This window comes from Janibacter corallicola NBRC 107790 (assembly GCF_001570965.1).
GTDB lineage: Bacteria > Actinomycetota > Actinomycetes > Actinomycetales > Dermatophilaceae > Janibacter > Janibacter corallicola.
Genome location: NZ_BCSR01000001.1, coordinates 101,097 through 115,622, shown reverse-complemented (window position 1 = coordinate 115,622; position 14,526 = coordinate 101,097). Strand labels below are relative to the sequence as shown.

Genomic DNA, 14,526 nt, shown 5'->3' with positions numbered 1-14,526 from the left:
CCACGGCCGTGCCAGTCTGCGGGTATGGGTATCGCTGACGACCTGCGCGAGCACGCGCTCTCCCTGCCCGGCGCCTGGCGGGACGAGCCGTGGGAGGGGGACCTCGTTGCCAAGGTCGGGCCGGAGGCGAAGGGGAAGATCTTCGTCTTCTTCCACGAGACCTCCGTCGGGGTCAAGGCCGCGACGACGCGCGAGGAGGCCGACGAGTGGCTCGATCGCTATCCCGACGACGCCTCGGCCATGCCCTACATCGGCCGCAGCGGGTGGAACACGCTGTCGATCGGCGGCGCCATCTCGCGACAGGAGCTGCTCGAGGCGATCGAGGACTCCTACGCGATGGTCCTCGAGCGGCTGCCGAAGAAGTACCGCCCCGCGTGATCAGTGGCAGGTGGGTTGCCGAGCCCGCAGTGGTTGAAGCCTGATCGCGCGCCCGGGCACGCGATCGGCTGTGAACCGGTCTCCAGGGCACATGAAGGTCATCGTTCTCCTCCGCCTGTCGGGAATACCCCCTAGGGGTATACGGTTCATGCGCGTACCGGCGGCCGGCGCTCCGCGTCGCCACACGCACGGAGAACAAGGACGACGGATGCCATCGACGAAGACGCAGCCCAGCGGCGGGCTCGTACCCCTGCTCGTGATCGCCACGGCACAACTGATGATCGTGCTCGACGACTCGATCGTGAACATCGCCCTACCCAGCATTCAGTCACAACTGGGGGTCGACCCTGTCCACCTGCCGTGGATCGTCAATGGCTACATCTTGGCGTTCGGCTCGCTGCTGCTGCTCGGTGGCAGGGTCGGTGACCTGTGGGGACGCAAGCGGGCCCTCCAGGTCGGCCTCGCCGTCTTCGCCCTGGGGTCGCTGGCCGGCGGACTCGGCCAGAGCGCGCAGATGCTCATCGCCGCCCGCGCCGCCCAGGGCATCGGGGCGGCCATGACGGCGCCCAATGTGCTGGCGCTCATCGCCACGACGTTCAAGGATCGAAGGACCCGGGACACGGCGCTGTCGCTCTACGGCGCGATGTCGGGGATCGGCATCGTCGTCGGCCTGGTCCTCGGTGGCTTCCTCACCGACGCACTGAACTGGCGGTGGGTCTTCTTCATCAACGTCCCGATCGGACTACTCGTGCTGTGGGGCAGCCGCACGCTCGTGCCGCCGGCCCAAGGCACAGGACGCCTGGGCCTTCTCGTCGGAGCCCTGGGCACCGCAGGCATGGTCTCGCTGGTGTACGCGGTCACCAGACTCGGCGAGGATGGTCTCACCGACCCCATCGCCTACGGTCTGATCGCGCTCGCGGCCGTGCTGCTCGTCTCCTTCACACTGATTCAGCGCCGCAGCCAGACACCGCTGGTGCCGCTCGGTCTGTTCAAGGATCGCAATCGCGCCGGTGCCTACCTGACGATGCTCGGCCTGGCCATTGGTCCGATGGGGATCCTCTACATCGTCACGCTCTACCTGCAGCAGGTACAGGAGTACTCACCGCTGGTCACGGGCCTGTCCATGCTGCCGTTCGCCGTGGGCATCATCCTCGGCGCGGGCTCGGCACCGAACCTCCTGCTCAAGCGCTCCCCCAGGCTGGTCACTACCGCGGGTGGACTGTTGAGCACCGCGGGCGCTCTGTGGATCGCATGGGCGATCTCCTCCGAGGGCGGCTGGCTGTTCATCGCGCCCGGATTCCTCGTCGTCGCCCTCGGGTTCGGGTTCGGGGTGATGGCCCTGACCCAGGCCGCTGTCTACCGGGTCGATGCCGACACGGCAGGCATCGCCTCAGCTCTGCTCAACTCCGCCCAACAGATTGGGGTCGCCCTCGGCTGGCTGTGTTGGCAGGTGTCGCCGCGACTGTGACCTCCGCATCCGAGACGATGAGCGCACCGACGGTCATCGACGGCTACAGCACGGCTCTGGTCGTCGGCGCGGGCATCCTGCTGGCCGCCGCCGTGCTCGCTACGCGGACACTGAGCCGACGAGTGAACGACGACGCTCACGCTGCGCAACGGCCCGAGGTCGCGAAGACCTCATAGCCAGCAGCGCTGCCACGCTCCGTCGACACCGCTGACGAGCTCGTCCATCGTGGCCACCAGAGGCGCAAGCGATCCGCAGTGGTTGGTCAAGGACCCCCGGAGATCGAGTAGGGCGCGCTCCTCGTCGGGGAAGTACAACCTGCCCTTGCTCTCCCAGTAGTCGACGTCACGGTGCGGGAGGCCGCGCGGTCAGGAAGGTGCACAAGGAGCACCTGGGTTCTGCTACCAGCACGATGCAGAGCGACATCGCGCCATGTGACGAGCGGGAGTCGATGCAGGATCCGTACAGCACCTCTGACCTGCGCAAACGTGCGGACGTGGCCCACGACGGAGGGCCGACCCGCTCCTGCGGGCCGGCCCCTTCACTCGGTGGAGGCGATCGGACTCGAACCGACAACCCTCTGCTTGCAAAGCAGATGCGCTACCAATTGCGCCACGCCCCCGAGGGCTGGTGGATCAGGACGGGCGGTCCGAGGCGGCCGCCCAGGCTCCGCGACCCTGTGGTGCGGAGCGGGTGAGGCGGGAGGTCGCGGCGTAGAGGTCCTTCTCGGACTGCTGCTGGTCGTACCGGCGCTTGGCGTACACCGCACCGACCGCGGCGGCGAGGACCGCGAGGAGCTTCTTCATGTCCCTCCCGTCTTCACAGTGGTGGGCCTACCTGGACTTGAACCAGGGACCTCTTCCTTATCAGGGAAGCGCTCTAACCGTGCTGAGCTATAGGCCCTTCTCGCGTCGGTGACGCGACGCCCGAGATTACCCCAGACTCGACTGCGTCACCAAAACGACCCTTCGAGGCTCCTTCGTCGCACCTCAGGAACCACCCTTCGCGGCTCCTTCGTCGCACCTCAGGAACCACCCTTCGCGGCTCCTTCGTCGCACCTCAGGGAACGGCGGCGGGGGCCGTCAGTCGTCGGTGAGCGTGAGGTGCACGCCCCCGACGAGGCTGGCGACGATGTTGTACAGGAAGGCCCCGAGCGTCGCGATCGCGGTGATGAGGAAGACGTCGATGACCGCGATGACGATCGAGAGGGAGAGCACCCGACCGAAGCCCATGAAGTCCATGACGTCGAAGGACTGGCCCGAGTCCTCGCCGATGATCGAGGTCGCGAGGTCGTTGAGCGACCCGAAGACGCCCATGGCCGACATCAGGGCCCACAGCACCGCGGTCATGACGACCATCGCGATGCCCATGGCCACGGACACGAGGAACCCGACCTTCATCACGGAGAAGGGGTCCACCCGCGAGACCATCAGCTTCACGCGGCGACCCGTGCGGGGCACCGGGCGACTGGCTGCGGCCGCGACCTTGGGGGGTCGCTTCGCCTCCGCGGCCCCCGTGCTCGTGCGCACGGCGGTGTCTCCTGTCGAGCTCACTCCTGGTCACCTCCGGGGGCCTGCCCCTGATCAGCGTCATCCGACGACGTCACGCCGCTCTCGGGATCCGACGGTACATCGTCAATCTGCTCGTCCTCCGCAACGCCGCGGTCGACGTTGCGTGCCACCGCGACGATGGCGTCGTTCTTGCGCGGCTTGGCGAAGGACACGCCTTGGGTGTTGCGGCCGGTGCGGTGCACCTCGCTCACCGCGGAACGGACGATGTTGCCCTTCTCCATGACGACCATGACCTGGTCCTCCTCGTCGACGACGAGCGCTCCGACGAGTTGACCGCCCTTGTGCCCGTTGGCCGCCACGACGCCGATGCCGCCGCGGTTCTTCGGGGTCCACTCCGAGGCGGCGGTCCGCTTGGCCACGCCGTTCTCGAAGACGGCGAAGACGTCCGGGTCGCTCCCTTCGGGGATGACGTTGAGCGCCAGCAGCGAGTCCTCGTCGCGGAACTTCATCCCGGTGACGCCGCTCGTCGAGCGGCCCATCGGCCGCAGCTGCCCGTCGTCGGCGTGGAAGCGCACCGACATCGCGTTGCGCGAGACGAGCAGCAGATCGTCCTCGGCCGCCACCAGGCCGGCGCCGACGAGCTCATCACCGTCGCGCAACTTGATCGCGATGAGACCGCCGCTGCGGGGGGAGTCGTACTCGCTGAGGCGGGTCTTCTTCACGAGGCCGTGCTTGGTCGCGAGGACGAGGTAGGGCTGGACCTCGTAGTCACGGATCGCGTAGACCGAGGCGATCTCCTCGCCGGGCTGGAAGGCCAGCAGGTTCGCCACGTGCTGGCCCTTGCCGTCACGCGCCGCCTCCGGGAGCTCGTAGGCCTTGATCCGGTAGACCCGGCCCATGTTGGTGAAGAAGAGCAGCCAGTGGTGGGAGGTCGTGGTGAAGAAGTTGCGCACGACGTCCTCGCCCCGGAGGGTGGCACCACGCACCCCCTTGCCCCCGCGCTTCTGCGCGCGGTACTCGTCCACCCGGGTCCGCTTGGCATAGCCGCCACGGGTGATCGTGACGACCACGTCCTCCTCGGGGATGAGGTCCTCGATCGCGACATCGCCCTCATAGGGCTGGATCAGGGTGCGCCGGTCGTCGCCGTAGCGGTCCACGATCTCGGCGAGCTCGTCCTTGACGATCTGCCGCTGCCGTTCCGGCCGGGCCAGGATGTCCTTGTAGTCGACGATCCGGGCCTCGATCTCGTCGTGCTCGTCGATGATCTTCTGCCGCTCCAGGGCGGCCAGCCGCCGCAACTGGAGGTTGAGGATCGCGGTCGCCTGCACCTCGTCGATGTCGAGCAGCTGGATCAGCCCGTCGCGGGCCTCCTCGACCGTCGGGGACCGACGGATGAGGGCGATGACCTCGTCGAGGACGTCGAGCGCCTTGAGGTAGCCACGCAGGATGTGGATCGCGGCCTCGTCCTTGCGCAGCCGGTACTCGGTGCGCCGGATGATGACGTCGATCTGGTGCTCCACCCAGTGCCGGATGAAGGCCGAGATCGGCAGCGTCCGCGGCACCCCGTCGACGAGGGCCAGCATGTTCGCGCCGAAGGTCGTCTGCAGCTGGGTGTGCTTGTAGAGGTTGTTCAGCACCACCTTGGCCACGGCGTCCCGCTTGAGGACGATGACGAGGCGCTGCCCGGTGCGCCCGGAGCTCTCGTCGCGCAGGTCGGCGATGCCCGAGATGCGCCCCTCCTTGGTCATCTGGGCGATCTTCTGGGCGAGGGTGTCCGGGTTGACCTGGTAGGGCAGCTCGGTGACGACCAGGCAGGTGCGCCCCTGGATCTCCTCGACCTCGACGACGGCCCGCATGATGATCGAGCCCCGGCCGGTGCGGTAGGCGTCGTTGATCCCGCGCTGCCCCATGATGTAGGCGCCGGTGGGGAAGTCCGGGCCCTTGATCCGCGCCATGACCGCCTCGATCGCCTCCTCGCGGGGCGCCTCCGGGTGGTCCAGCATCCACTGCGCGGCGTCGGCGACCTCACGCAGGTTGTGCGGCGGGATCTGGGTGGCCATGCCCACCGCGATGCCGGCGGAGCCGTTGGCCAGCAGGTTCGGGAAGCGGGCCGGCAGCACGTCCGGCTGCATCGTCTTGCCGTCGTAGTTCGGGACGAAGTCGACCGTCTCCTGGTCAATGTCGCGCACCAGCTCCAGGGACAGCGGCGCCATCTTGCACTCGGTGTACCGCGGGGCGGCGGCGCCGTCGTTGCCGGCGGAGCCGAAGTTGCCCTGCCCGTCGATGAGCGGGTAGCGCATCGACCACGGCTGCACGAGGCGGACCATGGCGTCGTAGATCGCGGTGTCACCGTGCGGGTGGTACTGGCCCATGACGTCGCCGACGACGCGGGAGCACTTGTTGTAGCCGCGGTCGGGACGGTACCCGCCGTCGTACATCGCGTAGACGATGCGGCGGTGCACCGGCTTGAGGCCGTCGCGCACGTCCGGCAGGGCGCGGGAGACGATGACGCTCATCGCGTACTCGATGTAGCTGCGCTGCATCTCCGCGTTGAGGTCGATCGGCTCGGAGCGATCGGTCTCCGGCGTGGTGGGGATGTCGGTCATGTGGTGGGGTCACCTCGGGGTCGTGGCCGAAGGGGGAGTGAGTGGGCCTGGTCGGCGCTCTCGGGGGGAGGACGTGTTCTCGGGGTCTCCGGGAGGGGCGTGGCCCCGGTACTAGATGTCGAGGAAGCGCACGTCGCGGGCGTTCTTCTGGATGAAGGTGCGCCGGGACTCGACGTCCTCACCCATGAGCACGGAGAAGATCTCGTCGGCGGCGGCCGCGTCGTCCAGGGTCACCTGGAGCAGCACCCGGCTGTCGGGGTTCATCGTCGTCTCCCACAGCTCCTGGTAGTTCATCTCGCCGAGGCCCTTGTAGCGCTGGACGGCGTTGTCCTTCGGCAGCCGCCACCCCTTCGCCTGCCCCTCGGCCAGGAGGGCGTCGCGCTCGCGGTCGGTGAAGGCGAACTGGTGGTCGTGGTTGGACCACTTGAGCCGGTAGAGGGGCGGCTGGGCGAGGTAGACGTACCCCGCCTCGATGAGCGGCTTCATGAAGCGGAAGAGCAGCGTCAGCAGCAGCGTACGGATGTGCATCCCGTCGACGTCGGCGTCGGCCATGAGCACGATCTTGTGGTACCGCGCCTTGGTGATGTCGAAGTCCTCGGCGATGCCGGTGCCGAAGGCCGAGATCAGCGCCTGGACCTCCATGTTGGCCAGGATCTTGTCGATCCGTGCCTTCTCGACGTTGAGGATCTTGCCGCGGATCGGCAGGATCGCCTGGTTCTCCGGGTTGCGGCCGGCCTTGGCCGAGCCGCCGGCGGAGTCACCCTCGACGATGAAGACCTCGGAGACCGTCGGGTCCTTGCTCTGGCAGTCCGAGAGCTTGCCCGGCAGCCCGCCGGACTCGAGCAGCCCCTTGCGCCGGGTGGCCTCGCGGGCCTTGCGGGCGGCCATCCGCGCCGCGGAGGCCTGGATGGCCTTGCGCACGATGTCCTTGCCCTCGCTCGGGTGGGTCTCCAGCCAGTGGCCGAACTCGTCGGTCATCGCCCGCTGGACGAAGGTCTTGACCTCGGAGTTGCCGAGCTTGGTCTTGGTCTGGCCCTCGAACTGCGGCTCGCCGATCTTCACCGAGATCACGGCGGTCAGGCCCTCACGGATGTCGTCGCCGGTGAGGTTGTCGTCCTTGTCCTTGAGCATGGACTGGCGCCGGGCGAAGTCGTTGACGAGCTTGGTCAGCGCGGCGCGGAAGCCCTCCTCGTGGGTACCGCCCTCGTGGGTGTTGATCGCGTTGGCATAGGTGTGGACCGACTCGCTGTAGGCGGTGGTCCACTGCATCGCGATCTCGAGGGAGAGCTCGCGCTCGACGTCCTCGGTCTCCATGTCGATGATCTCGTTGTTCACCGGCTCGGCGCTCTTGGAGCCGACGAGGTGACCGACGTAGTCCACGAGACCGTTGTCGTAGCGGTAGGAGACGCGCCGGGCCTTCTTCGGGGCGGAGCCGCGCTCCTCGGAGTCGACGACGTCGGTGATGTCGGCGTCGACCTCGTCGAGGTCCTCATCGCGCTCGATCTCGGTGGGCTGCTCGACCCGCTCGTCGACGAGGTTGATGGTCAGTCCCTTGTTGAGGAAGGCCATCTGCTGGAAGCGGGCCCGGATGATCTCGTAGTCGTAGACCGTCGTGTCGAAGATGTCGTCGTTGGCCCAGAAGGTGATCGTGGTCCCGGTGGTGTCCGCCTCCTCCTCCTCGCGGAGGGGGCCGGTGGCCGCCCCGTCCTCGAAGGTCATCCGGTGGGCGTGGCCCTTCTGCCGCACGCACACGTCCATGCGGGAGGAGAGGGCGTTGACGACGGAGGAGCCGACGCCGTGCAGACCGCCGGAGACCTTGTAGCCGCCGCCCCCGAACTTCCCGCCCGCGTGCAGCTGGGTGAGCACGAGCTCGACGGCGGAGACGCCCTCGGCCTCGTGGATGTCGGTCGGGATGCCACGCCCGTTGTCCTTGACCCGCACCCCGCCGTCGTCCATGAGGGTGACGTCGATGGTGTCGGCGTAGCCCGCCATCGCCTCGTCCACGGCGTTGTCGACGATCTCCCACACGAGGTGGTGCAGACCGCGCTCGCCGGTGGAGCCGATGTACATGCCGGGGCGCTTGCGGACCGCCTCGAGGCCCTCGAGCACGGTGATCGCACTGGCGTCGTAGGCGACATCGGTGCCGCCGGGGTCCGGGGTCGACGGATTCTCGGACGGCAACGGATGCTCTGCCACGGTGCTCCTCTGAGCTGGTGCGCTGACACGGATCGCCGCGGCTCTGCCCCAAGGGCGAAGCACGCGGCCTCAACCCGTCGATTCTACCTCTCCCGGGCCGGAAAACGCGCATTTTCCCGGCCCGTGGACGCGGTTCTCGCCGCAGCAAGGGCCCCTCGACGACTCCCGGTACACGAGCGGTCTCCGAGACGCTCTCCGCGGCGCTCAGCAGGATCCGGTCGGAAGCTGCCCGGAATGCTCCCGGAGCACGACCGCGAGCTCGTCGGCCACGGCGGTGTCCGCCGCGTGGTCGCCGCCCCGGACCTGCAGGGCGATCGCGGTGTCCCCCTTCGTGCCGGGGACGATCCCGAGCTGGCGGACGACGTACCCCTCCGGGGTGGGCCCCCAGCCGCCCTTGAAGCGGGCCCCTTCGATCGTGCCCAGGCCCCAGCTCTGGCCCGGCAGCACCCGGCTCATCGCGGAGGTCACCGTGGTCGATCCGGCGAGGCAGGGGAGGGAGGCGGTGAAGGTCGCCTGGTCCGCCAGCCTCCACCGCGACTGGCCGAAGGGGGAGAACCCCGGCGCGGTGACCTCGGGCGGGACCTCGGTGCGGGTGTCCCCGCCACGGCGCAGCTGCGCCTCGGTCGCGTCCGAGGCCTTCCGGCCCGAGCCGAGGCGCTCCCAGAGGTCGGCCGCGGCCTCGTTGTCGGATGCCGTGATCGCGGCCTCGACGTCCGCGGCGGCCTTCTCGCCCAGCCCCGCCCGCTCGATCGCCAGCGCCAGGGGCACCTTGATCGTCGACCAGGCGACCAGGGTCGGTGCCTCGCCGACGGTCCGTGGTTCGTCCCCGCCCACGGGGACGACCGACACCGAGGCCTCGAGCTCCTCGTGCCGATCGAGCACCCGGCGCAGGTCCCGGGTCAGGTCGCTCGGCAGCGGGTCCGTGGTGCTGGGGAAGCGGTCTCCCTCCGCGCCGGTGGTCGGGGCCGGGGACGCGCCACGGGAGTGCCCGGTCGACGTCGCGGTGTCGGTCGCGGACTCCCCGCTCTGCCCGCCGCCGCCCGAGCAGCCGGCGAGCAGCACGCAGAGGGCGACGATCCCGGTCCGGACCCGCACGTCAGTAGAGGACGACGACCGCGTTGTTCCCACCGGTGCAGGTGGTCACCGACCCGCCGGAGCAGTTCATCGTGTAGCTGCGGTCGGTCACGGGGCTACGGACCCTGAGGCTGCTCGCGCTGCCGCCGGAGGCGACGTAGGCATCGCGGACCGCCGTCGCGAAGGGGCAGCTGGTCAGCGCGGTGGCCGAGCCGGCCTTCACTCCGCCGGCCTCGCCGCCGCACGCGCTCACGCCCCGGGGGAGCTCACCGCTGCGCTCGGCGGCCACCGTGTCCGACTCCGTGCTCGAGGGGGTGCTCGAGGACGAGGTCGAGGTGGTGCTCGGCTCCTCGGTCGTGCTCGAGGAGCTGGGCTCGCTCTCCTCGCTCGTCGTCGAGGTGCTCTCGGTGGTGGACTCCGTGGTCTCCTCGGGCGTCGACTCCGTCGTCTCCTCGGTGGTGGCGGAGTCCTCGTCGGCGTCCGTGCTGCTCTCCTCTGAGCTGCTGGAGCTGGAGGAGCTGGAGGAGGGGCCGCTCGCGGTCGGCTCCTGCGTGCTCGTCGCGGTGCTCGGGGCCGCGGTGGGATCGCCGCCGCCTCCGGAGAAGAGGTTCATCGCGCCCGCGACACCCGCGCCGCCGAGCAGAACCCCGCCGAGCAGCAGCGCCACGAGACCGGCGGCCGAGACCCGACGCGACGGTGCCGCGGCGGGGACGGGGCCACCGGAGGTGGTCCAGGTGGCGCTCGTCGCGGCTCCCGCGGCGCCCGAGCCGGCGGCACCCGACCACCAGGACTCGGGCAGGGCCTCCTCCTGGGTGGACTGCCCCGCTACGCCGCGACCGACCCAGACCTCCTGGGTGGGCTCCTCCTCGGATTCCGGGTGCTCACCCGAAGGGTCGCCGAAGAAGGCGTCGAAGGCGTCTCCCCCACGCTGGCTCTCCGGTCGGTTCACTGGGATCTCCTCGGTGCTTCGATGGCGTGCCCCACTCGTGGAAGCATCGATCCACGATGCCACAGCGCTCCGAGCAGGTCACAATCGTGCAACGAAGACGGGGTGACCCGGCCGGGTCACTTCGCCCCGGGGACCTCCCGATCGATCTGCATGACCACGGCCTTGGGCTCGGTGAAGAACTCTCGACTGAAGTCGCCCCCTTCGCGCCCCACGCCGGAGTCGCCGACCCCGCCGAAGGGGGTGCGCAGGTCGCGGATGAAGAAGCAGTTGACCCAGACGGTGCCGGCCCGCAGGTTCGAGGAGACGCGGTGGGCCCGGGAGAGGTTCTCCGTGAAGAGCATCGCGTTCAGCCCGTAGCGGGTGTCGTTGGCCAGGTGCACGGCCTCCGCCTCGGTCTCGAAGCGGTTGACGACGCAGACCGGCCCGAAGATCTCGTCGCGGTACTGCGGCGAGTCCAGCGGCAAGCCGGTGAGGATCGTCGGCTTGACGAGCCAGCGCCCCTCCTCGTCCGGGCCCCCGGTGAGGACCGTGCCGCCCTGCTCCTCGATGCCCTCCAGGTAGCTCGAGACCTTGTCGAAGTGCTTCTTGGAGGAGAGGACGGAGAACGTGACCTCGGGGTCGAAGGGGTCGCCGATCGTCAGCGCCTCGGCGGCCGCCTTGAAGCGCTCCATGAACTCGTCGTAGATACCGTCCTGGACGAAGAGGCGAGAGCCGGCGAGGCAGATCTGGCCCGAGTTGCGGAAGATCGCCTCGACCGCCCAGTGGACGGCATTGTCGATGTCGGCGTCGTCGAAGACGATGTTGGCGCCCTTGCCCCCGAGCTCGAGGGAGACCGGGGCCAGGTGCGAGGCAGCCGAGGCCATGACCGTCTTGCCCGTCGTCGAGGAGCCGGTGAAGGTGACCCGGTCGACGCGGTCGTCGGCGGTGAGCGTCGAGCCGGCCGGGGCGCCGTGGCCGTTGAGGACGTTGAGGACGCCGGGCGGGAAGCCGGCCTCGAGCGCCAACCGGCCGAGCAGCGTCACCGAGGCGGGGGTGTCCTCGCTCGGCTTGATGATGCACGTGTTGCCCCAGGCGATGGCCGGAGCGATCTTCCACGAGGCCATCATCAGCGGGAAGTTCCACGGCGAGATCGCGCCGACGACGCCGACGGGGCCGAACTCGCTGTAGGTGTGGTGGCCCGAGGGCATCGGGTAGACCTCGCCGGTGTGGTCGCGCTGGTGGTCGGCGAAGAAGCGGAAGTTGGCCACGGAGCGGCCGACGTCGTGCTTCGCCTGGGCGTAGGGCTTGCCCATGTTCGTCGTGTCGAGGGTGGCCAGCTCCTCGATCCGCTCCTCCATGAGGTCGGCGAGGCGGTGGATCGCCGTGGCCCGCTCGGGACGGGTCATCCGGGGCCAGGGCCCCTCGTCGAAGGCCTTCCGGGCGCTGGCGACGGCCCGCTCGGCATCCTCGGCGCTGCCCTCGGCGGCCTGCGCGAAGACCTCCTGGGTCCACGGGTTGTAGACGTCGAAGCGCTTCCCGTCGAGGGACTCGACCTCTTCGCCTCCGATGACGTGGCCGAAGAACTGGGTGCTCATGCCCGACCCTCCTTGCTCTCGTTGTCCGCTGCGGCAGCGTGCCGCTCCGCGATGGTGGTGTCCCCGGCGGCGAAGTGCTCGGTGGGGATCTCGTTGACGAGGACCCGGACGTTGGCCTTCGGGGCGACGCCGGCGTCGACGACGGCCTGGGTCACCGCGGAGATCATCGTGCGGATGGTCTCCGGCGAGCGGCCCTCGGTGAGGGTGACCTGGACGACGGGCACCTCACTCGCCCCCGTTGATGCGCACGGACCCGAGGTTGGTGAAGTGGCAGGAGATCGACGTGCCCGGGGTGGCGAAGTAGGCGTCGGTCATCCCCCCGGTCAGCACGATCCAGCCGGGCTCGATCGCGTGGCCGCGCGTGGCCAGGTCGTTGGCCGCGAGCGCCAGCGCCTCGGCGGGGTGGCCCTGCACGGCGGCGCCGGTCGCGGAGTCGACGACGTGGCCGTCGACCTCGACGAGCACCGCCTCGAGGGAGAGGTCGAGCTCGCTCGGGGGGAGGGCGACCGGTCCGGTGACGTAGGCACCGGAGCTGGCGTTGTCGGCGATGACGTCACCGGCGGCGAACTTGAAGTCCTTGTACCGGCTGTCGATGACCTCGGCGCCGCCGAGGACGTGGTCGACGGCGGCCATCGCCTGCGCAGCCGTGACGCCCGGGCCCTCGAGCCGCTCACCCATGACGAAGACGAGCTCCGGCTCGACGCGCGGGTGGATCAGCTTCTCCTGCGGGATCGGGTCACCGGCGGGCAGGACCATCGCGTCCGTGAGCCAGGCGACGAAGGGGGTCTCCACCCCCATCCGCTGCTGCTTGGCCCGGGAGGTGAGGCCGAGCTTGATGCCGACCAGCTCCTCGCCGCGGGCGAGCCGACGCTGCAGGGTCAGGTCCTGGACCTCGTAGCCGGTGGCGACGTCCAGCCCCGGCCACTCGTCGGTGAACTTCACACGGTCGCGGCGCTCGTCCTCGCAGGCGAGCAGCTCGGTGGCGACCGACTCGACGTCCCAGGCGGTCATCGGGTGGCTCCCGGGGTGCGCTTCATCGTGCTTCCCTGTCCTTGCTTGGCGGAGTCTTGGTTGGCGAACAGCGCCGTGACGCTGCCGAGACCGGCGAAGGTCGCGGTGAAGACGTCCCCCGGGGCGACCGGGACCATGCTGGTCACCGAGCCCGGCAGGACGACGTGGCCGGCCTCGAGCCGGGTGCCGAGGACGCCGACGGTGTTGGCGAGCCACACGAGGCTGGTCAGCGGCGAGCCGAGCACCGCACCGCCCGCGCCGGTCCCCACGATCTGGGAGTTGCGGCTGAGCACACAGCCGAGGAGGCGCAGGTCGAGCGCGTCCAGCGGGGTGGGGGTGGAGCCGAGGACGAAGCCTCCGGAGCTGGCGTTGTCCGCGATGGTGTCGCCGATGGTGATCTTCCAGTCCGCGATGCGGCTGTCGACGATCTCCAGGGCCGGCAGGACGTAGTCGACGGCGTCGATGGCCTGGGCGACGGTGACCCCGGGGCCCTGGAGGGGCTTGCCGAGGACGAAGGCGATCTCCGGCTCGATCCGCGGCTGGAGGTAGCTCTCCAGGGGGATCGGCTGGTGCTCCAGGTGCGCGAAGTCGTCCATGAGGTGACCGAAGTCAGGCCGGTCCACGCCCAGCTGCCGCTGCATCGCCACGGAGGTCAGGCCGACCTTGTGACCGATGACGGTGCGTCCGTCGCCCACCCAGCTGCGGACCTGCGAGAGCTGGATCTCGTAGGCCTGCTCCATCGGGACCGGGCCGTGGGTCTCGGTCAGCGGGGGGATGGGTGTCCTCGTGCGGTAGGCCTCCAGCAGGTCGCTCACGGCCCTGGTCTCGTCCATGCCCGTCACGCTATGGCCTGCACCACGGCCCGGGACCCGGGCGTTCCGCGGTATGGAACGACCCGGGAGCGCCTGCTTGCTCAGGCGCGGTAGTCCCGCGAGATGCGCGCGGCGCCGGCCACGAGCATCGGCAGGAGCTTGCCGATCCGGGGGTTGATGACCTCTCCGGGACCGAAGAAGGAGACCGAGCCCAGGACCGCTCCTTGGTGGCGGATGGGGACCGCGACCGAGGCGCTGCCGTCGTAGCTGGCGTCCCGGGTGCGGGCGTGGCCGTTGCTGCGCACCCACCGCAGCTCGGCGTCCCAGTCCTCCTCGCGGCGGATCGTCTCCCGCGCCCGTGGCGGGAAGCCGGCGATCCGGCGCTCCTGGTCCAGCTGTTCGTCGAAGGCGGCGATCGCCTTGCCGGAGCTCGTGGTGTGGGCGGGCAGCCGCCGGCCGCTGTGGCCGAGGAAGCGCACCGAGTCCTGGGCCTCGATGCGCTCGATGAAGACGACGTCCGCGCCGTCGGCGACACCGAGGTTGACCGTCAGGCCGGTCTGGTGGGCCATCATCCGCAGCGTCGGCAGCGCGGCGTGCCGCAGCTGGTTGCGGGCCAGTGACAACGTGCCGAGCTCGTAGAGGTGCAGGCCGAGGCTGTAGAGGCCGGTCTCCTCGTCCTGCTCGATGAACCCCCGACTGGCCAGCGTCGTCAGCACCCGGTGGGCGGTCGACTTGGCCACGCCGACACGACGGGCGATGTCGGAGACCCCGAGTGCGGAGTCGGTGGCGAAGCACTCGAGCACGTCCAGTGCCGTGCCCACCGAGCGCAGCCCGCCGACGTCACGTCCGGGGGAGACCCGCTTGGGGGTGGAGGCGATCCATGCTCCACCGTGAGCGCCCCCGTGGGGGCGGGCACCGGACTCCCGCATCGCCGTCATCGCACCGTCCTC

14 protein-coding genes and 2 tRNA genes are annotated in these 14,526 nt (G+C 69.7%); 3 read left to right on the top strand and 13 right to left on the bottom strand.

Annotation, left to right across the window (positions count from 1 at the left end; translation table 11 throughout):
* Nucleotides 1-24: 24 nt before the first annotated feature.
* The 3 genes from JCO01S_RS00605 to JCO01S_RS16155 all read left to right on the top strand — a co-directional run bounded on the left by JCO01S_RS00605 (nt 25) and on the right by JCO01S_RS16155 (nt 2,022).
* Nucleotides 25-378 carry an MmcQ/YjbR family DNA-binding protein gene (locus JCO01S_RS00605; protein ID WP_068249395.1) on the top strand — a complete coding sequence of 118 codons (354 nt, stop codon included), beginning with the start codon at nt 25-27 and terminating at the stop codon, nt 376-378.
* Nucleotides 379-586: 208 nt separating this feature from the next.
* A complete protein-coding gene (locus JCO01S_RS00600; RefSeq protein ID WP_245634291.1) occupies nt 587-1,846 on the top strand; it encodes an MFS transporter in 1,260 nt (419 codons plus the stop codon).
* A complete protein-coding gene (locus JCO01S_RS16155; protein ID WP_245634290.1) occupies nt 1,843-2,022 on the top strand; it encodes a hypothetical protein in 180 nt (59 codons plus the stop codon). The genes JCO01S_RS00600 and JCO01S_RS16155 overlap by 4 nt, the downstream gene beginning before the upstream one ends.
* 370 nt (nt 2,023-2,392) lie before the next feature.
* On the opposite strand, the gene JCO01S_RS00595 is transcribed toward JCO01S_RS16155, so the two are convergent.
* The 13 genes from JCO01S_RS00595 to JCO01S_RS00540 all read right to left on the bottom strand — a co-directional run bounded on the left by JCO01S_RS00595 (nt 2,393) and on the right by JCO01S_RS00540 (nt 14,514).
* A tRNA-Ala gene (locus JCO01S_RS00595) sits at nt 2,393-2,465 on the bottom strand.
* A 13-nt stretch (nt 2,466-2,478) separates the two neighbouring features.
* Nucleotides 2,479-2,649: a DLW-39 family protein gene (locus JCO01S_RS15595; RefSeq protein WP_157074422.1), complete on the bottom strand. Its 171-nt coding sequence runs from the start codon at nt 2,647-2,649 to the stop codon at nt 2,479-2,481.
* 19 nt (nt 2,650-2,668) lie between these two features.
* Nucleotides 2,669-2,746, bottom strand: a tRNA-Ile gene (locus JCO01S_RS00590).
* 179 nt (nt 2,747-2,925) lie between these two features.
* Nucleotides 2,926-3,396, bottom strand: coding sequence for a DUF3566 domain-containing protein (locus JCO01S_RS00585; RefSeq protein WP_245634289.1), 471 nt, complete (start codon nt 3,394-3,396; stop codon nt 2,926-2,928).
* Nucleotides 3,393-5,960 carry a DNA gyrase subunit A gene (gene gyrA / locus JCO01S_RS00580; protein WP_068249393.1) on the bottom strand — a complete coding sequence of 856 codons (2,568 nt, stop codon included), beginning with the start codon at nt 5,958-5,960 and terminating at the stop codon, nt 3,393-3,395. Before gyrA ends, JCO01S_RS00585 begins: the two co-directional genes overlap by 4 nt.
* A gap of 111 nt (nt 5,961-6,071) precedes the next feature.
* On the bottom strand, nt 6,072-8,156 hold the full coding sequence (gyrB, locus tag JCO01S_RS00575) for a DNA topoisomerase (ATP-hydrolyzing) subunit B (RefSeq protein WP_068249391.1): 2,085 nt from the start codon (nt 8,154-8,156) through the stop codon (nt 6,072-6,074).
* Nucleotides 8,157-8,360: 204 nt separating this feature from the next.
* Entirely contained in the window at nt 8,361-9,251 is an 891-nt protein-coding gene (locus tag JCO01S_RS00570) for a hypothetical protein (protein ID WP_084342516.1), read from the bottom strand.
* A 1-nt stretch (nt 9,252) separates the two neighbouring features.
* The gene (locus JCO01S_RS00565; protein ID WP_068249387.1) at nt 9,253-10,179 is read right to left on the bottom strand and encodes a hypothetical protein; all 927 of its coding nucleotides are present in this window, start codon (nt 10,177-10,179) and stop codon (nt 9,253-9,255) included.
* A gap of 116 nt (nt 10,180-10,295) precedes the next feature.
* Nucleotides 10,296-11,753, bottom strand: coding sequence for an aldehyde dehydrogenase (locus tag JCO01S_RS00560; protein ID WP_068249386.1), 1,458 nt, complete (start codon nt 11,751-11,753; stop codon nt 10,296-10,298).
* Nucleotides 11,750-11,977, bottom strand: coding sequence for a tautomerase family protein (locus JCO01S_RS00555; protein ID WP_068249384.1), 228 nt, complete (start codon nt 11,975-11,977; stop codon nt 11,750-11,752). The genes JCO01S_RS00560 and JCO01S_RS00555 overlap by 4 nt, the downstream gene beginning before the upstream one ends.
* A 1-nt stretch (nt 11,978) precedes the next feature.
* The gene (locus JCO01S_RS00550) at nt 11,979-12,764 is read right to left on the bottom strand and encodes a 2-keto-4-pentenoate hydratase (RefSeq protein ID WP_068249382.1); all 786 of its coding nucleotides are present in this window, start codon (nt 12,762-12,764) and stop codon (nt 11,979-11,981) included.
* On the bottom strand, nt 12,761-13,597 hold the full coding sequence (locus tag JCO01S_RS00545) for a 2-keto-4-pentenoate hydratase (protein WP_068249380.1): 837 nt from the start codon (nt 13,595-13,597) through the stop codon (nt 12,761-12,763). The genes JCO01S_RS00550 and JCO01S_RS00545 overlap by 4 nt, the downstream gene beginning before the upstream one ends.
* Nucleotides 13,598-13,677: 80 nt before the next feature.
* Entirely contained in the window at nt 13,678-14,514 is an 837-nt protein-coding gene (locus JCO01S_RS00540) for an IclR family transcriptional regulator (RefSeq protein WP_068249378.1), read from the bottom strand.
* Nucleotides 14,515-14,526: the final 12 nt, after the last annotated feature.